21 protein-coding genes and 1 tRNA gene are annotated in these 24,442 nt (G+C 63.9%); 8 read left to right on the top strand and 14 right to left on the bottom strand.

The features are described 5' to 3' along the window. Positions 1 to 216: 216 nt before the first annotated feature. The 4 genes from JW876_04115 to JW876_04100 all read left to right on the top strand — a co-directional run bounded on the left by JW876_04115 (position 217) and on the right by JW876_04100 (position 2,196). On the top strand, positions 217 to 621 hold the full coding sequence (locus JW876_04115; GenBank protein ID MBN1884693.1) for a M23 family metallopeptidase: 405 nt from the start codon (positions 217 to 219) through the stop codon (positions 619 to 621). Positions 622 to 649: 28 nt separating this feature from the next. Then, positions 650 to 1,498, top strand: a complete 849-nt coding sequence (locus JW876_04110; protein MBN1884692.1) for an RNA polymerase sigma factor RpoD/SigA — start codon at positions 650 to 652, stop codon at positions 1,496 to 1,498. Next, the gene (locus tag JW876_04105; GenBank protein MBN1884691.1) at positions 1,446 to 2,009 is read left to right on the top strand and encodes an adenine phosphoribosyltransferase; all 564 of its coding nucleotides are present in this window, start codon (positions 1,446 to 1,448) and stop codon (positions 2,007 to 2,009) included. The genes JW876_04110 and JW876_04105 overlap by 53 nt, the downstream gene beginning before the upstream one ends. A 110-nt stretch (positions 2,010 to 2,119) precedes the next feature. Continuing rightward, positions 2,120 to 2,196: transfer RNA gene (locus JW876_04100), tRNA-Arg, on the top strand. A gap of 635 nt (positions 2,197 to 2,831) precedes the next feature. Here the strand turns inward: JW876_04100 and JW876_04095 are convergent. Further along, the gene (locus JW876_04095) at positions 2,832 to 5,342 is read right to left on the bottom strand and encodes a SpoIIE family protein phosphatase (protein ID MBN1884690.1); all 2,511 of its coding nucleotides are present in this window, start codon (positions 5,340 to 5,342) and stop codon (positions 2,832 to 2,834) included. Between the two features lie 153 nt (positions 5,343 to 5,495). Between JW876_04095 and JW876_04090 the strand changes: the two genes are divergently transcribed. The 4 genes from JW876_04090 to JW876_04075 all read left to right on the top strand — a co-directional run bounded on the left by JW876_04090 (position 5,496) and on the right by JW876_04075 (position 8,176). Beyond that, the gene (locus tag JW876_04090; protein ID MBN1884689.1) at positions 5,496 to 6,161 is read left to right on the top strand and encodes a tetratricopeptide repeat protein; all 666 of its coding nucleotides are present in this window, start codon (positions 5,496 to 5,498) and stop codon (positions 6,159 to 6,161) included. Between the two features lie 20 nt (positions 6,162 to 6,181). Further along, positions 6,182 to 6,589 (top strand): hypothetical protein, encoded by a 408-nt coding sequence (locus JW876_04085; protein ID MBN1884688.1) that lies wholly within the window; start codon positions 6,182 to 6,184, stop codon positions 6,587 to 6,589. Between the two features lie 101 nt (positions 6,590 to 6,690). Beyond that, entirely contained in the window at positions 6,691 to 7,284 is a 594-nt protein-coding gene (locus tag JW876_04080; GenBank protein MBN1884687.1) for a hypothetical protein, read from the top strand. Between the two features lie 115 nt (positions 7,285 to 7,399). Continuing rightward, positions 7,400 to 8,176, top strand: coding sequence for a hypothetical protein (locus JW876_04075; GenBank protein ID MBN1884686.1), 777 nt, complete (start codon positions 7,400 to 7,402; stop codon positions 8,174 to 8,176). Positions 8,177 to 8,356: 180 nt separating this feature from the next. Here JW876_04075 and JW876_04070 read toward each other — a convergent pair whose 3' ends face one another. From JW876_04070 to JW876_04010, 13 genes are all read right to left on the bottom strand, one after another. Next, positions 8,357 to 10,867 (bottom strand): leucine--tRNA ligase, encoded by a 2,511-nt coding sequence (locus JW876_04070; GenBank protein MBN1884685.1) that lies wholly within the window; start codon positions 10,865 to 10,867, stop codon positions 8,357 to 8,359. 91 nt (positions 10,868 to 10,958) lie between these two features. After that, the gene (gene trxA, locus JW876_04065; protein ID MBN1884684.1) at positions 10,959 to 11,297 is read right to left on the bottom strand and encodes a thioredoxin; all 339 of its coding nucleotides are present in this window, start codon (positions 11,295 to 11,297) and stop codon (positions 10,959 to 10,961) included. Between the two features lie 28 nt (positions 11,298 to 11,325). Beyond that, positions 11,326 to 12,357, bottom strand: coding sequence for a DNA polymerase III subunit delta (gene holA / locus JW876_04060; GenBank protein ID MBN1884683.1), 1,032 nt, complete (start codon positions 12,355 to 12,357; stop codon positions 11,326 to 11,328). A gap of 2 nt (positions 12,358 to 12,359) precedes the next feature. Then, positions 12,360 to 12,866, bottom strand: a complete 507-nt coding sequence (locus JW876_04055) for a hypothetical protein (protein MBN1884682.1) — start codon at positions 12,864 to 12,866, stop codon at positions 12,360 to 12,362. Continuing rightward, positions 12,863 to 14,281: a sigma-54-dependent Fis family transcriptional regulator gene (locus JW876_04050; protein ID MBN1884681.1), complete on the bottom strand. Its 1,419-nt coding sequence runs from the start codon at positions 14,279 to 14,281 to the stop codon at positions 12,863 to 12,865. The genes JW876_04055 and JW876_04050 overlap by 4 nt, the downstream gene beginning before the upstream one ends. Beyond that, positions 14,256 to 16,325, bottom strand: coding sequence for a PAS domain S-box protein (locus JW876_04045; protein MBN1884680.1), 2,070 nt, complete (start codon positions 16,323 to 16,325; stop codon positions 14,256 to 14,258). Before JW876_04045 ends, JW876_04050 begins: the two co-directional genes overlap by 26 nt. Positions 16,326 to 16,421: 96 nt before the next feature. Further along, complete coding sequence (locus JW876_04040) at positions 16,422 to 17,249, bottom strand: sugar transferase (GenBank protein ID MBN1884679.1); 828 nt, start codon at positions 17,247 to 17,249, stop codon at positions 16,422 to 16,424. Between the two features lie 402 nt (positions 17,250 to 17,651). Then, positions 17,652 to 18,740 carry a hypothetical protein gene (locus tag JW876_04035; GenBank protein ID MBN1884678.1) on the bottom strand — a complete coding sequence of 363 codons (1,089 nt, stop codon included), beginning with the start codon at positions 18,738 to 18,740 and terminating at the stop codon, positions 17,652 to 17,654. Further along, the gene (locus JW876_04030) at positions 18,737 to 19,456 is read right to left on the bottom strand and encodes a CpsD/CapB family tyrosine-protein kinase (protein ID MBN1884677.1); all 720 of its coding nucleotides are present in this window, start codon (positions 19,454 to 19,456) and stop codon (positions 18,737 to 18,739) included. The genes JW876_04035 and JW876_04030 overlap by 4 nt, the downstream gene beginning before the upstream one ends. Continuing rightward, positions 19,453 to 21,132, bottom strand: a complete 1,680-nt coding sequence (locus JW876_04025; GenBank protein ID MBN1884676.1) for a hypothetical protein — start codon at positions 21,130 to 21,132, stop codon at positions 19,453 to 19,455. Before JW876_04025 ends, JW876_04030 begins: the two co-directional genes overlap by 4 nt. Positions 21,133 to 21,144: 12 nt before the next feature. Beyond that, positions 21,145 to 22,086 (bottom strand): SLBB domain-containing protein, encoded by a 942-nt coding sequence (locus tag JW876_04020; GenBank protein MBN1884675.1) that lies wholly within the window; start codon positions 22,084 to 22,086, stop codon positions 21,145 to 21,147. Positions 22,087 to 22,152: 66 nt separating this feature from the next. Continuing rightward, positions 22,153 to 23,094 carry an SDR family oxidoreductase gene (locus tag JW876_04015; GenBank protein ID MBN1884674.1) on the bottom strand — a complete coding sequence of 314 codons (942 nt, stop codon included), beginning with the start codon at positions 23,092 to 23,094 and terminating at the stop codon, positions 22,153 to 22,155. 30 nt (positions 23,095 to 23,124) lie between these two features. Next, positions 23,125 to 24,423, bottom strand: coding sequence for a nucleotide sugar dehydrogenase (locus tag JW876_04010; GenBank protein MBN1884673.1), 1,299 nt, complete (start codon positions 24,421 to 24,423; stop codon positions 23,125 to 23,127). Between the last annotated feature and the right edge of the window lie 19 nt (positions 24,424 to 24,442).

Below are 24,442 nucleotides of genomic sequence, written 5' to 3'. Positions count from 1 at the left end.
GCAGTTCGGTTAGCGCGCCTGCTTCGGGAGCAGGAGGTCGCTGGTTCAAATCCAGTCGCCCCGACCACTCTTTTCAGGGGTCTTCAGGGTCACAGATCGGCGCTCCTGATCGCGACACTCCTCGTCGTTGTTTCGGCGTGTTCGCCGTCGCCGAAGTATCACGGCGGCAAGAGGCGCGAGAGGACGGTTCCGACGCCCCGGGAAACCCCGGCCCGCGTGGAGGCGCCTTTCGCCTTCACGCCGCCGCTCGACGGGTATCGGCCGGCCCGCGTGACGAGCCGTTTCGGTCCACGCCGCCATCCTCGCTACGGGACGAGGGAGTTCCACAACGGCGTCGACATCGACGCCGAGCGCGGCGAGATGGTGCTCGCCGCGGCGCCGGGCACGGTCTCCTTCGCGGGCAAGCAGCGCGGATTCGGCATGATCGTGGTCATCGACCACGGCAGACGATGGTCGAGCGCCTATGCGCATCTCGGGACGCTCGCCGTGCGGGCGGGCGAGAAGGTCGAGCGGGGCCAGGTGATCGGACGGATCGGGTCGAGCGGAAACGCGACGGGGACGCACCTCCATTTCGAGATACGCCGCGCCGGGGCGCCCGTCGATCCGCTCGGGTTCCTCTGATCCGGCGACCTGTCGCGCGAGAGTGGGCATGAAGGACCAGGAAGACATCGAGCAGCTGCAGAAACGGTACTTCCGGGATATCAGCCGGTATCCCCTTCTCACGAAGGAGGAGGAGGTCGACCTCGCCCGGCGCGTCCGGCGGGGGGACGAGGAAGCCCGCAGGCGGCTGATCATCAGCAACCTGAAACTCGTCATCACGATCGCACGGTCCTACGCGTCCTACGGCGTTCCCTTTCTCGATCTGATCGAGGAGGGGAATCTCGGTCTGATCAAGGCGGTGAGCCGGTTCGATCCCGAGCTCGGCTACCGGTTCAGCACCTATTCCTCCTGGTGGATCAGGCAGGCGATCGTCCGCGCCATCTCGAACCATTCCCGCACGATCCGGATACCGATACACGTCTTCCAGCTCATGACGAAATTCGTCGCGATCGAGGAAACGTGCCGCGATCTTCCGACGGAGGATCGGGCGACGCGTCTCGGCGTGTCGATGAAGAAATACCGGATGCTCGAGGAGCTCGTGCAGAACATCCGGGCGCTCGACGTGGCGAGCAGCATCGACACCTACAAACAGCTCGCATCGCGCTACGAACCGATCTCGCATTCCGATCCCGAGAAGATCATCATGCAGCAGATCGAGCACGAGCATCTCCAGGCGCTCCTCGAGCGACTCTCGGACCGTGAGCGCCTGATTCTCAAGATCCGCTACGGCTTCGAGGACGGGGAGCCGCATACCCTCGCGGAGACGGGAAAGGTGGTCCACGTCTCGCGCGAACGTGTGCGGCAGCTCGAGATGCGCGCCCTCAGGAAGCTGCGCTGCCTGCTCGATGCGGCTGCCGCCGAGGGCCCCGGCAACAAGGAGAACAGACGACGTGAATGAAAAGGTGAAATCGGCCATGCGATCGATCCCCGACTTCCCGAAACCGGGGATACTCTTCAGGGATATCAGCACGATCCTGCTCGATCCGGAGGCGTTCCGCGAGACGAACGACGTGTTCGCCGCCCGCTACGACGGCCGCCGGATCGACGCGATCGCGGCGATCGAGGCCCGGGGCTTCGTCTTCGGGGCCGTTCTCGCCGACCGTCTCCGGACGGGCCTCGTTCTGCTCCGCAAGCCGGGAAAGTTACCGGCGACGACGGTGTCCAGGAGCTACGCCCTCGAGTACGGCGAAGCGACGATCGAGATGCATGCCGATGCCGTGTCCGCAGGCGATCGCATCCTCCTCGTCGACGACCTCCTGGCGACCGGCGGCAGCGCGGCTGCCGCCGTCGAGCTGATAGAGGGGCAGGGGGGACGGATCGTCGAGATCGCCTTCGTCGTGGAACTGGCCGAGCTCGGCGGACGCGCCCGCCTCGGGGATCGTCCCGTCTTCTCGATCCTCTCCGACTAGGCGTCGTCGGCACATTTCGTTTGCCATGGAACCTCTCGGCGCGTAATATTCCGGGAGCCCGCAGCAGGCCCCGACGACGAACGCGGCGGGCGCAGGCGTCGCGGATACACGCCCCCGTAGCTCAGGTGGATAGAGCACCGGTTTCCTAAACCGGGTGTCGCATGTTCGAGTCATGCCGGGGGCGCCAGATACAGAAAAGGGAATCGGCTCCGCGTGAACGGGGTCGATTCCCTTTTTCCTAGAAAAAAACGAGACGCCGGAACTACACTGCGTGACGTGTCCGAACCACTCTTCAGAGGCCTGAGCAGCAAGATCGCTTCGCTTCTGAGATTGGCTTGAGAGCAGACGGATCACGACCGCGTAGTCGACCGTTGCCTCGTTTTGATACCGAGTATATACCTTCAATTGTGCATGTCAAGAAAAAAATACAGTTCATTATCACTTTGTATCAGTATATGATACAAGCGGTTGAACATGTTGCTTGATATATTCGATTAGATATCAAAGATGGCAGGACAAACAACGATGTGCAGTCGGGGCTCTGCGGGGCGACCGGTGCGCATATGAATATTCCCGCCGGATCGTCGCCGACCGGACGGGAACATTCATCTCTCTCGGAGAGCTACCCCACGATCACCGCAGCCACCACAGCAAGTCGATTATGAGCAGGATTGTGATCGGCAGCATGTGACCACCCCCAGTATCGGTTTGGCGTGTCTGTTCCGGTGTCATCCTCGGCTTCGTCACTGAAGCGTCGCTGCTGTAGTAAATAGCATACGCCGTGCCTTTACGGGCGTAAATGGGGCACATGCCGCGCTAACATCACTCCGGAATTGGATTTGCGGAATATACCGTGCCGCGGTCTGCTACTGGCGCCTTGCGTCGGAGAAGGAGGACGGTCATGTCATCTTTCACAATATTGTGGCCAAATGCGAGAAGCGTGGCAAATAACTTGTCCATCAGTTCATCGATGGATAAACGTGCGTTATCTCTGAAATATTGTATCAAATTCTGTTCCCCGAACGGTTCGCCGTGCTCGTTCTCCTGGTCGATGAAGCCGTCCGTGTAGATGACAAGAACGTCTCCCGGCCGCAATTTCACCATTCCCTCCCGGTAGGTGCTTTCCTCGTCGACGCCGATGAGGATGCCCCCGCGGTGCAACCGCTCGAGGCGTCCGTCTGCGCCGACGATGACGGGGGGGAAGGAGCCGCCGTTGGAGTAGTGGAGGGTGCCGCGCTCCTCGTCGTAGACCCCGTAGAAGAAGGTCGCGAACTTCGCCGGATCGCTCCGGCGGTAGAGCGACGCGTTGAGCGATGCGAGGACCTCGGCCGGCCCGCGACCGCGTACCGCCTCGGCGCGAAAGGACGCCTGGAGGGTCGTCATGAGGATCGTCGCCGGGATCCCCTTGCCGGAGACGTCCGCGACGGCGATGCCCACGCGCCCGGGCCCCAGCTCGAGCCAGTCGTAGAAGTCGCCTCCCATCTCCTTCGATGTCCTCAGTCCGGCGCGGAGCTCCGCGCTTTTCATCTCGGGAGGTCGGCCGGGCAGGAGACGTTCCTGGATGTCGCGCGCGAGTTGAAGCTCCTCCTGGAGACGATCCTTCTCGAGGGAATCGCCGTACAGCTGGATGCTCTTCAGCGCCGCGGCGCTCCGTTCGCCGACGAGTTCGAGCACCTCGGCCTCCTCGCCGGTATAGGGCGCGCCGCTTCCCTTGCGCCCGAGAAGGAAGAAGCCGAGCAGTTCGCCGTGTTCACGCAGGGGAACGACGACGGATGCGGCCGAGATGGACAGGAGCTCCCGCGATGCGCGATCGAGGCGGTTCGTCAGCCAGAGATGGTCGAAATACTCGATCATGACCGGCTGCCCGTCCTCCGTCGCCATGCGCACGATGGCCGCCTCGGAGGGCAGGCTCGTCAGGGGAGGCCTCACGGACGCCGGTTCGCTTTGCGCATGGGTGTATCGCCCCTGCGCGTCGCGGAGATAGAGATGGACGGCGTCAGGCCTGAAGAGGTTCCGCATCTCGGCCGTCGCGAAGGAGGCGATCTCGTCGACGTTCATCATGCACTGGATGCGGCGCGTAAAGGAGACGACCTCCGCCCTGAAGATCTTCCTGCCACGGAGAAAGGCGCGGTCGACGAGACGCTGTACGAGTCGCCGGGCCGGAATGACCGCCATCGAGAGGAGCACCACGGCGGCGACGGCGACGACGGATCGGCCGAGGCCGAGCCGGGCGAAGGATTCGCCGGGGATCTGCACGAGCAGTATCCAGCCGGTCACGAGCAGCCCGGCGAGTATCAGCCCCGAGAGGCTTCGCCGGAAGAAGCTTGTCATGTTGAACGCGTCGTGCTTGAGGATCGCGTAGGCGAAGGAGACGATGACGAATGAGAAGAAGAGGACCGAGAGGTGCGCATGCGACATGGCGATCCCCGGGGCGAACTGCCGCAGGAGCATGACGACGATGAAGGGGACGATGCCCAGGAGGAGCCCCGCGAAGGCGATCCTGAACTTCAGCCGCTGGCCGGCGGGCGAGGCCCGCCACGTCCGGGTGAACGCCGCCATGGACCAGAGGATGTAGACCGGCCAGGAGAGGGCCGTCGCGGCGATCAGCACCGTGTCGTTCCCCGCGTGCATCCCGAAGGTGTACCGGTAGAGCGCCATGACGAATGTCGACACGAAGAGGACGGCCGGTGGGAGATAGAGGACCCGGACGGCGATCGAGCGCCGCGTGCCCCGCCTGATCTCGGTGCCGGGGAAACGCAGGAAGAAATGGAGGAAGGTGGCGGGGAGGAAGATGATGCTGAAATCGTAGATTAGCTCCCCGGCGATATGGAGGAAGGGGACGCCGGTCGAGGGCCGCTCGGTCATGATGAAGGCGAAAAGGGAACAGTTGACGAGGAAGAGGACGCCGAGCACGTCCGGCCGGCGGAGAAAGACGATGATGCCTGCCACGACGAAGATCATGCCGAGGATGAAGAACGCCGTTTTCCGGGCGATCCGGTCCGGTCCCGCCGCGGCGCCCGCGACCGGCGCATCGAAGATCGAATCGCCGCGCGCGATGGTCCACGTCCTCGTCTCGCCGATCCGCCCCGTCGACTCGAGACGGCGGAAGTGGTTGAGGTTCCGCGGGACGACGCCGCCCACTGCGAGGATGCGATCGCCGCGTTGCAGGTCGAGTCCGGCGTTGGGGCTGTCCGGCGCGATCTCCTGGATGATGAGGTTGCGATGGTAGATACCGGTGTACGGAGCGCGCGGGATTTCCCGGGCCCCCGGGACGGCGAGAAGCGCGATGAAGAGCGCGCCGGCGACGGCGCCGGCGCGAAGGAGTCCGTTCACGGCCCCTCCTTCGGTCCGGTTGATGCCGATCGTGGGAAGTCTGGCGGGGAAATCGCTGGCTGTCAACAGGTTTCCGTGAGGTCTCCGCCTGATTTCCCTTGAAAAGACAGCGGGTCGCGTGTTTATTATAGATAGCAACAGGAGGTCCGCCAGGTGTCGAAACGACTGAGCAGAAAAGAGATCAGGGAGGACCGGTTTCTCACCACGACCGTCGAGGCGTGGGAGTACCTCCGCGAGCACCAGAACACGGTGTTCGTCGTCCTCATCGTCATCGTCGCCCTCGTCGCCGGGGGTTTCTGGCTGAACGGCTCGCGTTCGCGTTCCCACGAATCCGCCGTCTCCCAGTTCGCGGAGGGAGTGAGTTCCTACCGGGGCGGGGACGTCCGGACGGCGGAGGAGATATTCAAGCTCGTCGTCGAGCGGTACGGACGCCTCCGCGAAGGGGCCCACGCCGAGTATTTCCTCGGTGTGTGCGCCCTGCAGGGCGGACGGAACGCACAGGCGATCGAGGCCTTCGACCGGTATCTCCGGCAGTCGGGGAAATACCCCTTCTACCGGGACGCGGCGAAGGACGGCAAGGCCGTCGCCCTCGAGAACGAGCGTCGCTACGCCGAGGCGGCGGAGATCTACCTCGAGATCGCCACCCATCCGGAGACGAACGACTTCATGGCCGCGCTCTACCTCGAACGCGCCGCGGAGACATTCAAGCTCGCCGCGAACGTCGATCGGGCGATCGGGATCCTCGAGATGCTTCTCGAGAAAACGGACGGTCTCGAACGCCGCGACATCGAGACGGAACTCGAGATCCTTCGCGGCTAGGACACGGGGAAGGAGACCGGATGGAAGAGACGCCGCGCGAAGAAATCGTCGGCGAGGCGGAACGGCCCGAACCGGGCGAACGGTCCCGATGGATCGCTGCCGTCGCGTACGTTCCCTTCGTCTGCTTCTTCTCGCTTTCGAAGGGGGGGGACGATCCCTTCGTCCATTACCACGCGAGGCAGGGAGTGCTGCTTCTCGTCGCCGAGGTCGCGCTGGTGATCCTCGCGATCATACTCGAGCTGACCCTCGGACGCCTGCGGCTCTTCGGTCTCATCGTGGTCGGACTCGTGCAGCTCGTCACGTCCCTCGCGGCGCTCGTGCTCGCCGTCATGGGGTTCGTGAAGGCGCTGTTCGGGGAATACTGGCATCTCCCGCTGCTCGGCGAGCATGCGCACCGGGTGCCGGGACTCGGGGCGGAGGATCGATAAATCTTCTTGACACGCGTTCGAGGCTGCGGCTACATTCGGGCGGAATCGGGCACGACGCATACGAAACCGGCACGGGGAAACGTGAACGAAGGAGGAGAACGATGAAGAAACTGTCATTGAGCGCATTCCTGGTGCTTCTGCTGGCGTTCGGCGCATCGGCGCACGAGGGCTCGATCGGCCTCTACGGCACCCTGAGCCACGCGGCCTGCGACGAGGACATCACCCAGTTCGTCGCTGCCGACATCACGATCTTCTACTACCGGAGCGACGCCGGCCCCGACGGCATCAACGGTGCGCAGTTCATGATCGACATGGGCGGCGCGGTGGGCGCCGTCGATTACATCGAGCAGGCGACGACGTGGCCGGCCAACACCCTCCAGCTCGGCACGAGCATCTACACGGGCATCTCGACGGTGTGGCAGCAGGAATGCTACGGCGCCAGCTCCGACTGGATCTGGATCGGCACGATCAACGTCATCTGGATGACGACGTCGACGAAGACCATCACGGTCGTCGCCGACCCCGGGGCGATCGATCCGAGCGCGCCGCACGTCTCGATCTGCGATGTGGCGAAGACGCAGGTCAACGTCCTCGGCGGCTTCTACCTCGCCTGCGACCCCACCGACCCGTCCTGCTCGTGCAACACGGCGACGGAGGGCTCGACCTGGGGCGCGATCAAGGGGATGTACCGGTAACGGAGAGATCCCGCATGTTTGAACGAATCGGGGGCGCGGGCCGCACGGCTCGCGCCCCTTTTCCATGCTCCCCGGCCCGGGCGGGCGGGGGAGAGGGCCTCATCGGGACGGGGAAATGACGTCGACAACGATCGGACACGGGCACGCACGGTTCCTGGCCCTGACCGCGCTCCTGGTTGCCGGGGCCGGATGCGACGGCGGTGCGGTGAACCCGCGCGACGACGCCCGGGAGCGGCTCGTTCGGGACGCCTGCCTGACGGTCGAATCCGCGGCCTCGGCGTTCCGTGCCGACGCCGGCAGATGGCCGGCCGGCCTCGCCGACACGACGGCGGCGGGGAAGAGTCTCGTCGACCTCCTCCCCGGCGGCCTGCCCATCGAGAACGCCTGGACCGGCGAACCGACCGAACCGCGACCCCCGGAGCCCGATCCGCCGCCAGGGGCCGTCGTCTACGCGCCGATCGGTTTCGGGGGCGCAGGCTACCGGGTCACCGGTTACGGCGCGGACGCGGTCCTTCTCGTCCTCGACAACGTCGCCGATCTGGAAGAAACCACGATCGCGAACTGTTTCGCCGTCCAGACGACCGCCGAGACATGGGCAGCACTTTCCGGAGGATTCTACCCGTCCGATGTCGGTGTCGACGTCACGCCCGGCGGCGACACGATGATTGACCTCCTCGACGGCGGGCGCCTCCTCGTCAATCCCTTCACGTGCGCAGCCACCGAGCCGGTCGACGGCGCAGCCGCGACGCCCGGAGCGACCGGATACCTGGCGATCCGTGTCCTGGCAGAGCCCCGCGGTTACACGATCACGGGCGCCGGCGAGACGGGGCGCATCATCGTGACGATCATGAAGTCCGGAACGGGCGACTCGACGGTCGTCATCGATCGATGAGGGAGGCCGCGGCAAACGACGAGCGCCCTCCCGATATGGCGCATAATATATATTATGTTAACCAACGTCCGTCTTTCATCCGTTTCCTGCTCGAAACCCCTTCCGTGATACGAGAATGCGAAACGGGCGCTCCCGCGGCGCCCGTCCCCGTATTCATCCGTTTCTTCTTCACGTGCCGCTTCAGGCGACGACGATATTGACGAGTCGGTCGCGGATGACGACGATCTTCCTGATCGTCCCGGCGGCGACGATCTCCGCGATCCGTTCGTCGGCGAGCGCGATCCGCTCGAGCTCGTCCCGGGCGGCGCCTTTCCCGGCTGCGATCCGCGCCCGCACCTTGCCGTTCACCTGGACGACGAGCTCGAAGGTTTCCGACGCAAGATACGCCTCGTCTGCTTCGGGCAACCGCTCGGTGAAGATCGATCTCTCGTGGCCGAGTCTCGACCAGATCTCCTCGCACACGTGCGGCGCCATCGGCGCCAGAAGCTTCACCAGGTCGTCGACGACCGCCCGCAGCAGATCGATCGACGCCGGCTCGCCCGCGGCGAATCGCTCGTTTCCCTCGACGAACGGGTAGGTTTCGTTGACCAGCTCCATCAGGGCGCTTATCGCCGTGTTGAAATGGAAACTGCCGCCGAGGATGTCGCGGCGGACCCGGTCGATCGTCCACTGCAGCTTGCGGTAGAGATCGAGATGCTCTTTGTCGTAAGTATTCGGATATAGCTGAACTTCCGTCTTCGCTGATCCGTCGAGATATTCGCGATGACGGCTGTAGAGGCGCCACACCCGGTTCACGAACCGGTGCGCGCCTTCGACGGCGCGGTCGTTCCACTCGGCGTCCTTTTCCGGCGGTCCGATGAAGAGCGTGTACAGGCGGACCGTGTCCGCGCCGTACCGGTCGATCAGCGGATTGGGGCTCACCACGTTCCCGTGGCTTTTCGACATCTTCGCCCCGTCCTTCGTGATCATTCCCTGCGTGAAGAGCCTCGCGAAGGGTTCGTCGAAATCGACGAGTCCCTCGTCACGCAGGAACTTCACGATGAACCGCGAATAGAGCAGGTGCAGGATCGCGTGCTCGATGCCGCCGATGTACTGGTCGACGGGGAGCCACCGGTTGACGAGCGCCGTGTCGAAGGGAGCCGATTCCTCGTGCGGCGAGACGAACCGCAGGAAATACCAGCTCGAGTCGACGAACGTGTCCATCGTGTCGGTGTCACGCTCCGCCGCGGCCCCGCATAACGGACAGGTCGTTTTGACGAACTCGTCTGCGGTCGCCAGCGGGCTCTTTCCGTCGCCCGTCGGCTTGAAGTCGACGATTTCGGGCAAGAGTACTGGCAGGTGTTCCTCCGGTACGGGAACGGCGCCGCAGGAGGGGCAATGCACCATCGGGATCGGAGCGCCCCAGTAGCGCTGCCTCGAGATAAGCCAGTCCTTGAGCCGGTAGTGCACGGTCCGCCTGGCCAGGTTTCGTTCTGCCAGGAAATCGGTGATTTCCTCCATCGCCTCGCGGTTCGGCATGCCGTCGAAGGGGCCGGAGGAGATCATGAGGCCGTCTTGCGTCCAGGCCTCGGTCATGCGGTCCTCGGCCGCGCCACCGGGGGCGATCACCTGTATCACGGGAATCTCGACGGGCGACTGGGAGACGAACTCGAAGTCCCGCTGGTCGTGCGCCGGAACCCCCATCACGACGCCGGTGCCGTATTCCATCAGGACGTAGCTCGCGAGAAAGACGGGAATCCGTTTCCCCGTGGCCGGGTTGATCGCGTAGCACCCGGTGAAGAAACCCTCCTTGGTGAACTCGGTTTTCTCGCGTTCCTCCATCTGGATGCGGCGGATCCGTTCGGCGAACTCGCGTCCCTCCGCCTCCCTCCCGCCCCGTTCGAGCAACTCGCCGGCGAGGGGGTGGTCGATCGCGATGACGATGAAGGTGGCCCCGAAGATCGTGTCGATGCGCGTGGTGAAGCACCGCAGGATCTCTTCGTCTCCCTCGACGGGGAATCCCACCTCGACCCCCTCGCTGCGGCCGATCCAGTTCCTCTGCATGACGACCACGCGCTCGGGCCAGTCGTCGAGGGTGTCGAGATCGTCGAGGAGCCGGTCGGCGTACTCGCGGATACGGAAGAACCACTGCTTGAGCTTGCGCGTCTCCACGGAGGCGCCGCACCGTTCACAGCCGCCCCCGACCACCTGCTCGTTCGCAAGGACGGTCTTGCACGAGGGGCACCAGTTCACCGACGCCTCCTCCCGGTAGGCGAGTCCGGCCTTGAAGAGGCGGATGAAGAGCCACTGCGTCCACCGGTAGTAGTCGGGCCGGCACGAAGCGACTTCGCGCGACCAGTCGTAGACGACGCCCCATCGCTCGAACTGCCGCTTCATGTTCTCGATGTTCCGCTCCGTCCACTCCGCGGGGTGGATATCGTGCTTTATCGCCGCGTTCTCGGCCGGAAGGCCGAAGGAATCCCATCCCATCGGGGAAAGGACGTTCCGGCCCTCCATCATCTTGATGCGCGCGAGCGCGTCGCCGATGATGTAGTTCCGGCCGTGCCCCACGTGCAGATTGCCCGAAGGGTACGGAAACATCATCAGGCAGTAGAACGTGTCGTCAGTGCGGCCGGTGTCGCAGGTGAAGAGCCCGTTCCAGCGACCGCGCCACTTCTCGTCGATCGTATCGAAGGGATAGAATTCCTCCATCTGTCCTTCCCGTCTCCTGTGCCGGTTTCGCCTCGCCGCCCACCGGCCACGCACGTCGCCCGTCGTCTCTCTCTTGGATAAACGGCCCCGATCAGGCCGGCTCGAGCAGACGCTCGAGTTTCCGTTCGATCTCTTCGCGGGACATGGCGCCGACGACCTGGTCGACCACCTCGCCGCCGTTGAAGAAGAGCAGCATCGGTATCGACCGCACCGCGAAGCGGGACGCCGTCGCGGCATTCTCGTTGACGTCGACCTTGTAGAAGGAGACCCGTCCGTCGTACCGTCCGGCGACGTCCCCGATGATCTCGTCGAGACGCCGGCAGGGCTGGCACCAGGTCGCCCAGAAATCGACGACCGCCGGCCGGCCAGGATCGATGACCTTCTCGTTGAACTCCCCGTCCGACACCTTCGTGATGGTCTTCTCGTTCATCCCCGTCTCCCGCGTCGGTGTCCGTCCGTCACGCGACGGCACAGGTCGTCTCGCGTTCCATCCTCTCGCCCCGCATCGAGTGCAGGATCGTCGCGACGAGCAGGGCGTCCTCCGGCATGGAAGAGCTTTTCATCGTCAACTCGGCTATGCGGAGGTTCTCGAGCCAGACGAGGATCTGACCCGTCTTGAACCTTCCCGCCTGCCGTTTCACGCGTTCGAACGCCCACCCTCCCCCGCCGATGCCCGCCTTCGCCTTGAGCAGGGAGAGGAAGTGGCGGATCAGGTGATACAGTACTACGGACGGCTTCTCCGCGCCAGTGCTGATTATCCGGCCGAGGAGATCGAGCGCGTCGGCTTCCCGCCCCGGAACGATGCGATCGATGAGATCCCACACGGCGTCGACCCGGTAGGAGCCGAGGATCGCAGTGATCTCCGCCCCGCTCGCGCGCCCTCCCTCGAAGAGCAGGGCGAGCTTGTCGATCTCGTTCTGGACGTCGTAGAGGTTCCCTCCCACGCTCCGCACGAGCACCGCCGCGGCGTCCCCGTCGAGCTCGACGCCCTGCCTGTCCGCCTTCCGGACCGCCCAGTCGATCGTGTCCCGCTCGTCGAGGCGCTCGAAACGGACGATCCTGCCGTGCGACTCGACGGCTTTCTCGATGGCGCGCATCTCCCGGGGCGGACGGATCCGCCGACCGCTCTCGTCGTGCGTGTTGAAGAGGAAGACGACGACGCTCGACGGCGAGGGATTCTCGCAGTATCCGACGAGTCGTTTCCAGCCGCCGCGCATCCGCTCGAGTTCCCTGATGACGAGAACGCGTTTCTCGGCGAGGAAGGGGAAGGAACTCGCCGTCGCCACGAATTCCTCGATGTCGGTATCGCTTCCGTACATGACGGTCAGGTTGAAACCGGCCAGGTCGCCGGGGACGTGCGTGGCGACGATCTTCGAGGCGAGCTCCTCCATGATGAACCGCTCCGACCCGGAGAGGAGGAAGAGCGTGTCCGCGCCCTCTCCGTCGATGTCTCGGAATATCCTGCGGTAATGCGACAGCGTTTGTTTCATCCTCACCAGTCCTCGATCATCGTCGAGAGGATGCCCTCGACGATCTCCCGGTAGACTTCCTTGAGCGCGTTCTCGTAGTTCTGCTGCGCGCCCTCGTCGAGGTAGTAGTCGCCGTGCGCCTTGACGCTCCGGTCCTGCCAGATGTACGAATTATCCTCGGGATTGAAGAGGGAGATCCGCAGGCCGATGACGAGACGGTACTGGTCCGCCTGGATCGACGCGTCGGAGCCGCGGTTGAAGGTGAACGGCACGTTCCGGTATTCGACGATCCGTCCCTCGAGAACGGCGTGGGCCTCGTCTCGCGCCACGACCTTCAGCGTATTGTCGTTGACGATCCCCTCGATCACCTTGTCGGTTATCTCGTTCTCGATGTCCGGCTCGGGCGTTTCGTTCCGGAGGTAGGGGATGGCGATCTGCTTGATGTCCTTCGCCGTCCGCGAGCTCGTCGAATAGTACCCGCACGAGCCGGCGGCGACCAGGAGGGCGACCAGAAGGGCGATTTGTCTCACCGTTCCTCCTCGCCCCCGTCGAGACCGTACTGTTTGAGTCGATACCGGAGCTTGTCCCGGTTCAGCCCGAGAAGACGCGAGGCGCCGCTCTGGTTCCCGTTCGATTCGCGCATCGCCTTCTCGATCAGTTCCCGCTCGATGTTTTTCACGAGTTCCTCGAACGCGATGCCGTCTTCCGGAAAGGCCCGTGCGAGGGCGATCTCGAGCGCCCCCGTCACGCGCGTCCCGGCTTCGGGCGCGCCTTCGCGGATACCCCCCGGCAGGTGCTCGGGGCGGAGGATCTCGTCGTCCTCGAGGAGAACGATCCGTTCGATCATGTTCTTGAGCTCCCGGATGTTCCCGGGCCAGGGATATGCCATGATGACGGCGAACGCCTCGTCGCTCACCTCGCGGAATTTCTTGTTGAACTGCCGGTTGAACCTGGTCAGGAAATGCCTGACCAGCGGGTCGATATCGTCCTTCCGGTCCCGGAGCGGCGGGACGTGTATCGGTATCACCTTCAGGCGGTAGAAGAGATCCTCGCGGAAGGCCTTCTCGCGCACCGCCTGGTTCAGGTCGCGGTTGGTGGCCGAGATGATGCGCACGCTCACCTTGATGTCCCGCGTGCCGCCGACGCGGCGAAAGCTCATCTTCTCGAGGACGCGGAGCAGCTTTACCTGGATCGTGAGGCTCATCTCCCCGATCTCGTCGAGGAAGAGCGTGCCCTTGTTGGCCAGTTCGAGGAGGCCGATCTTCTGTGTCCTGGCGTCGGTGAACGCCCCCTTCTCGTGGCCGAAGAGCTCGCTTTCGAGGAGCTCCTCGGGAAGAGACGCGCAGTTGATCTCGAGGAAGGGCTTGTCGTGCCGCGGGCTGTACCGGTGGATCATGTTCGCGATCATTTCCTTGCCCGTGCCGCTTTCCCCCTGTATGAGCACCGTCGTCGTGTCGCTCCTGGCGACGGTCTTCACCACGTCGTAGATCTCCCGCATCTGTGCCGATTCGCCGGGAATGTAGCTGTCGTCGGCGTCGATCTTCAGCCGGCGACGGAGTTGCATCACCTCGCGCGTGAGCTTCTGGGCGGCGAGCCCCTTCTCGAGCGTCAAGAGGAGTTGCTCGAGGTTCACCGGCTTCGAGACGAAATCGAAGGCTCCCTTCTTGATCGCGGAAACGGCCGTCTCGATGTCGCCGAAGGCCGTCAGCATGATCACGCCGATCTCGGGGACCGACTCCTTGATGCGCCCGAGCACGTCGATCCCGCTCATGTCCGGCAGCTTGAGATCGAGTAGAACGAGATCGGGAAGCTCCTTCCACGCGAGCTCGAGCGCCTCCTCGCCCGTGGCGGCGGTCAGCGCCTCGTAGCCTTCCTCGCGCAGGGTCTTCTCGAGGAAGAGGCGTATCGTATCCTCGTCGTCAACCAGCAGGATGACCGGCTTCAACTGTCTCTCCCTTCGGTGGCTGGCTGATGGGAAGGTAGAGACGCATCGTCGTTCCCTCGCCCTCCTCGCTCTCCACCGTGATTCGTCCCTGGTGGTGCTGCACGATGCTGTGCGTGACGAAGAGCCCGAGCCCCGTCCCGCCCCTCCTTCGCGAGAAGAAGGGCTCGAAGATCTTCTCCCGGTCGTCCGCCTTGATCCCCCGCCCGTCGTCGGCGATCGTGACGCGGATCATCTCCCGCTCCTTCTCGACGACGACATCGGTGTCGCCGCCCCGGTAGACCTCCGCCGAGACACGGACGATTCCGGCGCCGTCGACGGCCTCGGCGGCGTTCTTGAAGAGATTGATCAGCACCTGCACGATCCGGTCGGAATCGACCTCGATCTCCGGCAGAGTATCATCGATATCGATGCGGAAATCAATCTCCTTGTCCCCCGCGACCTCGATGGCGGATTTGCGGGCACGCGAGACGAGATCGCCCAGTTTCACCCACTGGTAGAGGAGCTGGTGCGGCTTGGCGACCTTGAAGAGGTCGGTGATGATCCGGTTGAGACGATCGACCTCGTTCATGATGAAGGAGAGGTTCTCCTTCTGTCCGGCGTCGAGACGCTCGTCCCTGTCGAGATACTGGATGCCGGCGGCGATCCCCGTCAGGGGATTCCTGATCTCGTGGGCGACCGCCGACGTGAAGCGCCCGAGCACGGCGAGACGGTCGAGGTGGCGTATCTCCTCCTCGAGCCGTTTGATCTGGCTGATGTCCTCGAAGAGGATGATCGCGCCCTGCATCCCGCCGTCCTCCCCGGAGAGCGGGGAGATGTTCATGCGGATCGGGAGGTGGATGCCGTCCCTTCCCTTGAGGTACGCCTCCTGCATGATGATCGGCGTCCCTCCGGCAAGCATCCGGTAGAGGTTCTCGCGATCGATCTCCTTCTCGATCGAATCGGTGACGAGAAGGTCCTCGATGCGCACGCGATCGGGGCCGTCATCCGGCATCCGGCTCATCTCGCGCGCCTTCCGGTTCGCCAGCGTTATCCTTCCCTCGAGATCGACCACGAATATCCCGTGGATCATCTCCTCGAGGATCTTGTCACGGAAGAGCTCCTCCTTGCGGAGCTCCTGGTAGAGCTGCCAGTTCTCGATCGTCGAGGAGACGAGCGAACCGACCGTTTCCATCGTCACCTGGTCGATGTTCGTGAGCGGCGTTGCCCGGTAGCCGTCGGTGACGACGAGAGCGCCGAGAAGGGGCATCCCCGGGCAGGAAAGACATTCCCGGGCGCGCAGGTGCCGCGCCTCCTTTACCTCCGGTCCGCCCTCACCCCTGCTGAGCAGGCAGTCCTCTGTCTCCCAGCATCGTTTCCCCTCCGCCGATTTCATCAGGGGCACGATGATGTACGATGACATCGTGCTCCCCGGGAAGATCGCCTCGCCGTCCGCCTCCATGAGCGGGTGCATCCGTATATCTTTTATGAGAAAGGGCTTGCCGGAGATGAAGGCGTTGTAGACGGCGCCGCCGAGATCCTCGAAACCGAAGCCGAGTACGCGCCTGATGATGCGCGTCGATCGTTCGATGCTGACGATCGCCTGGAACCTCGCCTTCTTCTTCCGCAGGATGACGAACGCGATCTCCTTGTACCCGACGCCGTGCACGAGGTAGTCGAAGACGGAATCGATCAGCTTCTTCTCGTCGAGGGACGAGATGATGCTCCGGCCGATCTCCTTGAGGCTCAGCAGCTGGATGTTCTTCTCGACGAGCTTGAACAGTGACCGCTCGAGATCGGTCAGAAGCGTCAGGATCATCCGGTAGAAGACGTCCTCTTCCGTGCCCTGCACCTGCCCCTCGAGGTAGAGTCCCTCCGACCGCAGGTTGCTCAGCTGTCGCTGGATGTGTACGAGACGCCGTTGCCGATTCCGGAGGCGCTGGGCCACGTAGAATGCCGTGACGATCCCCCCCGCCGGTATCGTGACCCACATCGGAACGGCGGGCGAGACGGCAAGGAGCAGCGTGTATACGAGCGCGATGAGGATCGATCCGTGCACGCGTTTCATGGTATCACCGGAGGTCGATTGTACGGGCGCGCGAACGCGCGCGTCAAGACAATCATCCCCTGCCGGAACGCTGGTTGTCGGGAAGGGAAGACGAACTCAGCAGGCGCCCTTGCCGGTCACGACCACGAGGACGGTCCTGAGGAGGATGCTCAGTTCCTGGAAGAGCGACATTCCCGTTATGTACTTGAGATCGAAGAAGAGCTTTCCCCTCATCTCGTCGAGCGACTGGGTGTAGCCGTTCTCCACCTGGGCGAGACCGGTGATCCCCGGCTTGACCGAGAGCCGCAGCGGGAATTCCGGGAGATCCTGCTTGATACGGTTGATGTAGAAGGAACGTTCCGGACGCGGCCCGACGATGCTCATCTCCCCCCGGATCACGTTGAGGAACTGGGGGATCTCGTCGATCCTCGTCTTCCGCAGGAACCTGCCGGCCCGGGTGATGCGCGGATCGTTCTCCTGCGCGAGGGCGGGACCGTCCTTCTCGGCGTCGCTTCGCATCGTCCGCAGCTTGAGGATGCTGAACGGGCGCCCCGCATGTATGGACGTGCGCCGGTCGTTCCGCCGCCGTTCCATGCCGGCGAGCACGGCCGATCTCCGGCGGTCGCCGCGTCGACGATTCAGGCCGATCCGCTCCTGCGTGAAGAAGACGGGGCCGGGCGATTCGGCCTTGACGATCGCGGCGGCGACGAGGAGAACCGGGGAGAGCAGGACAAGGGCCGATGCGGCGAACAGGATGTCGAATACACGCTTGACCCGGGCGATCCGCACGGCCCGTTCGAAGCCCCGGCGCCGCACCTCTTCCCCGAGCCACGATATCTCGTCGTGAACGGGATCGAGGCCGCGCTGGTAGGGAAGCCGTTGCGCCGCGCTCGACGAAACGCCCATCTCGTGACGGTAATACGAACCTTTGAACTCTCCTGCCATCTCTCTATTCACCCCTCCGAGGGTTCACCGGACACGAATAGACCTCTATGGCATATGATCATGGCAAGTTCCGTACCCCGTCATGGCTCCACCAGTGACACCCCGAGAATCCCGTTGAGACGGAAGGCGTAACATCTTATAATGATAAGCGTTATTAAATGCAAACAATACGCGGGGCATCTCCGGCGATAGGGGATTACCCCTATATATCCGGCGAATTATGGGCAAAAACCCCCACTAATTCGACTGCCCAATGAATTTTTCCCCAGATTGTGAGCCGCTTCGAATCGAGGCGTCCATCGAGGGCGAGTCCCTGTCGCCGACTATACGCGCCTGTGCTTTACTTTATACGAGTTTTCCCCGGTTGTCAAGAGTGTCGGAAACAGGTGATGTGCGGTCGAATCAGAAGCGGAGAACGACGGCGAAGCCCGTTTGCCGCGCTTCCACCGCCCAGCGTGCCTCCCCGTTTTCTTTGCCGGGGAGCAGGGTATCGAAAAGGCTGAGTCCCCAGAAACCGGCGAGAACGCCAAGGGAGATGTTACGGAAGAATTCCGCCTCATCCGCGTCGTCCAGGAATCGGGACGCCTCGGCATCGATGAGCCTGCGGTCCGATTCGTCGGCTGCAGCCGCGAGTCTGCGCCGCGCCTCCTCGTATCTCGCCGTATCGAAATCGAGATTCACCTGGTAATCGAGCGCGAGGAACGCGGCCGCCGCGGTCACCGTTTCGAAGAGGAAGCCGCGCATCTTTTTGCCCTGGTAGAACTGGCCGCGTCCCGGCCTGAGAAGCGAGAAGAAGAGGGCTTTCGGCACGCTCCGGCGACTCGAGCCTATCGCCGCGGCCTTCTTCCCTGGCACGGGCCTGACGCGGGGAGGCGGTGAGAGAAGGAAGGGATCGATCAACTGGTGGGCGTAGAGCGCGACCGTTACCGCGAGGAGCCGGTCGCGGTGGCGCTTCTGCGCGTCGAGATCGGTCGCGGCGATCCAGCGGACGCCCTCGAGGATCCGTTCGCGTTCCGGATCCGCCCCGATCGCGCCGTCGATGACGTCGAGCCGGTTCTCGAGGTGCCTCGCCTCCCGGTCTTCCCGGTAAAGGGCGCATCCGGACGCCGCCAGCGAGAGGAAATCGGAGAACGCGGCCGTCCCGTGATCGGTATGAGCCGTTCCCCACCCGGGAAACACCGCGTTCCGCGTCATCGCCGCGAATCGCCTGCCGCCGGCCCGGATCCTCCCCCCGTCTATCCCGAGAACGCCGATACGCGTCTCCAGCCCCGGACCGTCGACGGTCATACGGTAGACCGTTCCCTCCTCGAGCCCGCGGATCGTCAACGGCGTCGTCCCGGAGAAGACCGTGCCTCGCTCGAGCGCGACGTGAACGTCGGCATCGATCGCCGTGAACCGGACGCCGAGACTGTCCGCGCCGGCAGCGGGACGCGCCGGAAGGATCGCCGCGGCGATCGCCGCGGCGGCGATTCCTGCCGGCAACAATCTCACGTCGCGCCTCCGCCCGGTTCCTCCCCGCTCTCGTGGTAACCGTAGTACTTGTAATCGTAGTGGTACGGAAGCACCTCCGAGAGATTATTGACGACCACCCCGAGCAGGTTCGCCTCGGCGTCGAGCAGGATGTTCTTCGCGCGGAGGGCGACGTTGCGCGGCGTGCGCCCGGCAAGGAGGACGAGGATCACGCCGTCGACCTCGCTCGCGATCAGCATCGGGTCGCTGACGGGGATGACCGGCGCGCTGTCGACGATGACGACGTCGTGGTAGAACTTCACCTTCTCGAGAATCTCCGAGAGCACGTCCCCCTCGAAGAGGTGCGCCGGCGACTTGATCCTGCGCCCCGCCGGGATGACCTTGAGATTCTCGATCGGGGTATCCTTGATCGTGTCGAGGGGATCCGCCTCCCCCGCCAGGCATTCGAGGAGCCCCGGCTCCCGCGGGACCTGGAAGACCTGGTGCAGCCGGGGGCGCCGCAGATCCGCGTCGATGATCAGCGATTTCTTTCCCCGGAAACGCGCGACGGTGAGGGCGAGGTGGGATGCGACCGTGCTTTTACCCTCGCCGCGGTGCGCACTCGTCACGAGAAAGCTCCGCATGTTTCCACGCCCGTGCGCGTGGCGGATATTCGAGTAGAGCCGTCTCATCTCCGTCGCGATGGGACTCTCCTGGTCGAAGATCTCGTAGATCGCCCGCCGCTGTCCGTCGCTCACCGTTCCTCCTCCTGCGCGTCGAGCCGCAGCTCGATGCCGAGACTCGAACGCTGCAGGCGCTTTCCGTACACGTAGAGCGCCCCGCTCATGACGACGGAGAAGAGGATCACGCCGATCGCCCAGAAGATGACGAGACGACCGCGGCGCTTCTTCTCCCACGAAAACTGCTCCACCGTCCGCGGGATGGTGCCGAGCACGGGAAGCTTGAGAATGAGCTGGACCTCCTCGACCGACCGGAAGGAATCGTCGACGTACTCGGTCACGAGTATCGCGCCGATACCGCAGACCGAGCCGAACAGGATCGCGAGGAGGATGATCTTGATCGGATTGGGCTTGACCGGCTTGAAGGGACGCTCCGCCCGTTCGACGACGCTGATCCGCAGGCCGAGATCGGTGTTCTGGGCCGCCTCGGTGATCTGCGCTGATGTCTTCGATTCGAGGAAGGCGTCGTGGATCGCTCGATTGGTCTCGACCTCGTTCGTCAGCCGCGTCGCCTCCCGTTCGAGGATCGGCCTGCGGCGGACGTTCTCCCGGTACTGGTCGATGTAGCCCCTGAGCTTGCGCTCCATCGCCGTATAGAAATCACGGTAGGAGAGTTGCATGTAGTACTCGGTGATCAGCGGGCGGAGATCCTCCGAGAAATCGGCGTATTCGGCGGCGACGATCATCCCGATCCGCTGTCTGAGCTGTTCCCAGAGCCGTTCGCTTTCCTCGTCGGAGGCTGCGGCCGCCGCTTCTCCCTCGCCCCCGCCCATGACGATGAGGAGACGCTCCTCGGCCCTCGCGATGATCTGGTCCTGGATGTTCGCGACCGCGTCGTCGTCTCCGATGCTCTTCGTCGTTGGCACCTGGCTGAACACCGCCACCAGGCGCTCGCGCACCCGTCGGATCGCTATTTCCGTTCTTCCCGCTTCGGCGTGGAAGGAGTTCGTGCGCACCTCCGCGATATGAAGATTGCCCGCGTTGACGGGATTCGTCTCGACGTCGGTCGCCGCAAGTTCCCGCTGGACGCGAGACAGCTCACGGTCCGCGGCCTCGAGCTTCTCCTGGTAGATCGCCAGCTGCTCGTCGCTGAACGCGCCCGCCTGCCGGAGACCCTGCACCTGCTCCCGCTGGGTGACCTCGATGTAGAAGCGGGCGACGTGTGTCGCGAGTGCGTGGGCCGTCTTCGGATCGGAGTCGGTCACTCCGATCGTGAAGAGTCCCTCGGACGTGTTCTGCACGCCGATCTTGTCGCGGAGCATCGAGATGATGTAGCGCATCACCCGCTCATCCTCGGAGACGCCTGGCGCCCCGGGCCGACTCCGTATGATTTCGCGAATCCGGCCCGAGCGCTGCAGGTTGAGTCTCGTCGCGAGGGAATCGAGGAAGGAACGGCTGTGAAGGCGGGTCTCGATCATCGTCCGGTACTGCCGGTCCCGCGTCCTGTTCCGGTTGTCTGCCGGCGTGATATACCGGCCCATCGTGCGTCCGAAGAGATTCTGATCCTCGATCGACAGCAGCGTATATGATTCGTAGATGGGCGTGAGCCGCCTCACGCCCGCGACGGAGATCGCGACGGAAAGCACGAGGGGAACGATGAAATAGTATTTCTTCCGCCAGAAGATCTTCCAGTACGCATAGAGGTCGATCTTCTGCTCCTGCTCATCGGGCACGTACTTGCGAACGTTCTCCACGTCCTGGCCTCGCTACCTCGCGAGGACGGCGATGATGGTCGCCGCCGACGCGAGCAAGGTGATGAGAAACCGCGGATCGGTGAAGATGACGCGGAGGTAGTTGTTCTGCAACGGGACGCTCACGACGTCCGCTTCACGGATCTCCGGATTGTGGCGCTGGTCGCCCTCCTCGAGATATTTCCTGAAATCCACCGCGATCGTCATCGTGGTTCCGCCCGGCGCGCGGCGGATGACCTTCACCCGCGAGAGGTCGGCGTTTTCCGTCGGCCCGCCGGCTGCGAGTATCGCGTCGACGAGCCGCTTCTCGCCGGCCAGGTTGTAGGGCGCCGGCGTCACGACCGCCCCGATGACGCGGACCGAACCCGAGCCCGCGTACGGAACGGCGATTTCCGGGACGATCACCGTGTCGCCCGGACGCAGTTCCGGCAGGCTCTCGAGCGTCCCCATCTCGATGGCGCGGCCGATGTCCACGACTTCGGTGGGCGTTCCCTCCTCGTCGGCCCTCACGATTCGCACGGCATCGAGCGCCGCGTTCGTCTGGGTTCCTCCCGCCTCGCGGATCGCCTCCCAGACGTTCGGCGCGTCCGCGAAATCGTATTTTCCAGGGCTCAGAACCGCCCCGTGGACGTAGACGATCCGCCGCGCCTCCTCGCCGACGAGCGTGAGTCCGACATCCGCGACGCTCGGGTAGATCTCCTGCAGCCGCCGGAGTATGGTCGAACGGGCCTGTTCGACCGTCAATCCCTGCAGGATGACGTCGCCGACGATCGGGATCGTCACGGCGCCGTTCTCGGCGATCACCAGGCTTCTCGCGAGTTCGCGGCGCTGCGGCACGACGAGTTCGAGTCTGTCGCCGACACGCAGGCGGACCTGCGCGACCACGGGTCCCGCGAGGCCGAGCAGGAAAACGGTCGCCGCGAGAATCAGTGCCATTCGCGTCTGTTGCAGCTTCATCTCTCTCCCCTCGGTTCCGACAACGTTACGAACCGTCCCGATGCGTTGTAAAGAGAAAAAGAGACGTCACGCCCCGGACGAGCGGCAGTACCAGTCGACCGTTCGCTCGAGACCCTCCTCGAAGGAGACGACCGTATCGTATCCGAGCAGGTCGCGAGCCATGCCGATGTCCGCGAGTGAATGCTTCACGTCGCCGGGCCTCGCCTCGGCGTAGATCGGTTCGACCCTCGTTCCGATCAGTCCGGCGAGTCTCCCGAACAGATCGTTGAGGGTGTAACTGCCGCCGCAGGCGACGTTGACCGTCTGGCCCGCCGCCCCGGCGCAATTCGACGCGAGCAGGTTCGCCGAGACGATATTGTCGACGTAGGTGAAATCGCGGCTCTGCTCCCCGTCGCCGAAGATCGTGGGGCGCTCTCCCCGCAGCAGGCTCGTCACGAAGATGGGGATGACGGCGGCGTACTGCGATCGGGGATCCTGCCTCGGCCCGAAGACGTTGAAATACCGGATGGAGACGGTGGGAAGGCCATAGACCCCCGCATAGACCGCGCAGTACCGCTCGGCGGCGAGTTTGCTCACCGCATAGGGAGACAGCGGTTTCGGCGCCATTTCTTCCTTCTTTGGCGAGACTTCCGAATCGCCGTAGGCCGAGGAGGAGGCGGCGTAGACGAACCGCTTCACTCCCGCGCGCCGTGCCTCCTCGAGAACGACGATCGTTCCGCCGACGTTCACGTCGTTGACGAGCGCCGGTTCCTCGATCGAGCGCGGCACCGATGCGAGCGCCGCCTGGTGAAGCACGTAATCGACCCCGTCGACCGCCCTGCGGACGGTGGCCGCATCGCGGATATCACCGCGAATGAACGTAATCGACGAACGGAAGCTCTCCATGTTCGCCTCGTTTCCCGTGGAGAGATCGTCGAGGACGATCGTCTCCTCCCCGCGGCGAACGAGCTCCTCCGCGATGTTCGATCCGATGAATCCGGCTCCGCCGGTGACGAGATACGTCGGCATGGTTCCTCCCCTGATTCCCCGTGACGGCTCCTAGAGCCGTACGATATTCTTTCCCGCTCTCCCCTTGAGCGCGTTCCGCGTATCGAAGACGAGCGGCGCGTTCTTTACGAGGAGATCGTAATCGACGTCGGTGTGCCCGGTGACGACGATCACGCAGTCGGTCGCGGCGATCCGTTCCGGCGTGAAATCGATCCGCTCGATCATTCCCTCCATCTCGTCGAGACGCGAAACGTGTTCGTCGTGGAAGGAGAGGACGGCCCCCATCCGGTCCAGGAGCCTGATGATGTCGTATGCCGGCGATTCCCTGGTGTCGTCGATGTCGTTCTTGTACGAGAGCCCCATGATGCAGATCTTCGACCCCTTGAGACACTTTCCCCTCTCGTTGAGCGATTCCGAGACGCGCTGCACGACGTATCGCGGCATGTCGCCGTTGACGACCCCCGCGAGCTCTATGAACCGCGCCTCGATCCCGCTCTGCCTCGCCTTCCACGAGAGATAGAAGGGATCGATCGGGATGCAGTGCCCGCCCAGTCCCGGACCGGGATAGAAGGGCATGAAGCCGAACGGTTTCGTCGAGGCCGCGTCGATGACCTCCCAGACGTCGATCCCCATCCGGTGGCACATGACGGCGATCTCGTTCACCATGCCGATGTTGACGCTGCGGAAGGTGTTCTCGAGCAGCTTCACCGTTTCCGCCACCCGCGACGAGGACACGGGCACGGGATTCATCCTCGCCGAACGGTAGAGCTCGACGGCGATCTCGGTGCAGTTCGACGTCACGCCGCCGACGACCTTGGGGATGTTCCTCGTCATGTACGTCTCGTTGCCCGGATCGACGCGCTCGGGCGAGAATGCGAGATAGAAATCCCTGCCCACCACGAGCCCGGATTCCTCGAGGATCGGCAGCATGACCTCCTCGGTGGTCCCTGGATAGGTCGTGCTCTCCAGGATGACGAGCTGCCCCGTGTGGAGGTATTTCCTGATCTCCTTCAATGCCGAGAGGATGTAGGAGATGTCCGGATCCTTCGTCTTCCTGAGCGGCGTCGGCACGGCGATATTTATCGTATCGATGTCCGAAAGGACGGAGAAATCGTCGGTCGCCCTGAGCCTGCCCGCGTCGACGACCGCCTTGAGGTCGGCGTCCGACACGTCGCCGATGTAACTCGATCCCGCGTTGACGAGATCGACCTTCTCCCTGACGACGTCGATCCCGACGACGGTCAGTCCGGCCCTCGCGAATTCGACGGCCAGCGGCAGCCCGACATATCCGAGGCCGATGACGCCCTGGGTGCCCTGCCGCTCACGGAGCTTCTGCTTGAGGTCCAATATCGCCCCCCTGTAAAGCCGT

The organism is Candidatus Krumholzibacteriota bacterium, from assembly GCA_016931295.1.
Classification (GTDB): Bacteria; Krumholzibacteriota; Krumholzibacteriia; order Krumholzibacteriales; family Krumholzibacteriaceae; genus JAFGEZ01.
Note: the sequence above shows the minus strand (reverse complement) of the source record. Positions and strands in the feature narration are given on the sequence as shown.

Excerpts from the sequence above, each read along its gene's own strand:
- JW876_04110 (MBN1884692.1), top strand. The coding sequence starts at position 650 with ATGAAGGACCAGGAAGACATCGAGCAGCTGCAGAAACGGTACTTCCGG.
- JW876_04105 (MBN1884691.1), top strand. The coding sequence starts at position 1,446 with ATGCGGCTGCCGCCGAGGGCCCCGGCAACAAGGAGAACAGACGACGTG.
- JW876_04085 (MBN1884688.1), top strand. The coding sequence starts at position 6,182 with ATGGAAGAGACGCCGCGCGAAGAAATCGTCGGCGAGGCGGAACGGCCC.
- JW876_04080 (MBN1884687.1), top strand. The coding sequence starts at position 6,691 with ATGAAGAAACTGTCATTGAGCGCATTCCTGGTGCTTCTGCTGGCGTTC.
- JW876_04075 (MBN1884686.1), top strand. The coding sequence starts at position 7,400 with ATGACGTCGACAACGATCGGACACGGGCACGCACGGTTCCTGGCCCTG.
- JW876_04070 (MBN1884685.1), bottom strand. The coding sequence starts at position 10,867 with ATGGAGGAATTCTATCCCTTCGATACGATCGACGAGAAGTGGCGCGGT.
- trxA (MBN1884684.1), bottom strand. The coding sequence starts at position 11,297 with ATGAACGAGAAGACCATCACGAAGGTGTCGGACGGGGAGTTCAACGAG.
- holA (MBN1884683.1), bottom strand. The coding sequence starts at position 12,357 with ATGAAACAAACGCTGTCGCATTACCGCAGGATATTCCGAGACATCGAC.
- JW876_04045 (MBN1884680.1), bottom strand. The coding sequence starts at position 16,325 with ATGAAACGCGTGCACGGATCGATCCTCATCGCGCTCGTATACACGCTG.
- JW876_04040 (MBN1884679.1), bottom strand. The coding sequence starts at position 17,249 with ATGGCAGGAGAGTTCAAAGGTTCGTATTACCGTCACGAGATGGGCGTT.
- JW876_04020 (MBN1884675.1), bottom strand. The coding sequence starts at position 22,086 with ATGAAGCTGCAACAGACGCGAATGGCACTGATTCTCGCGGCGACCGTT.
- JW876_04015 (MBN1884674.1), bottom strand. The coding sequence starts at position 23,094 with ATGCCGACGTATCTCGTCACCGGCGGAGCCGGATTCATCGGATCGAAC.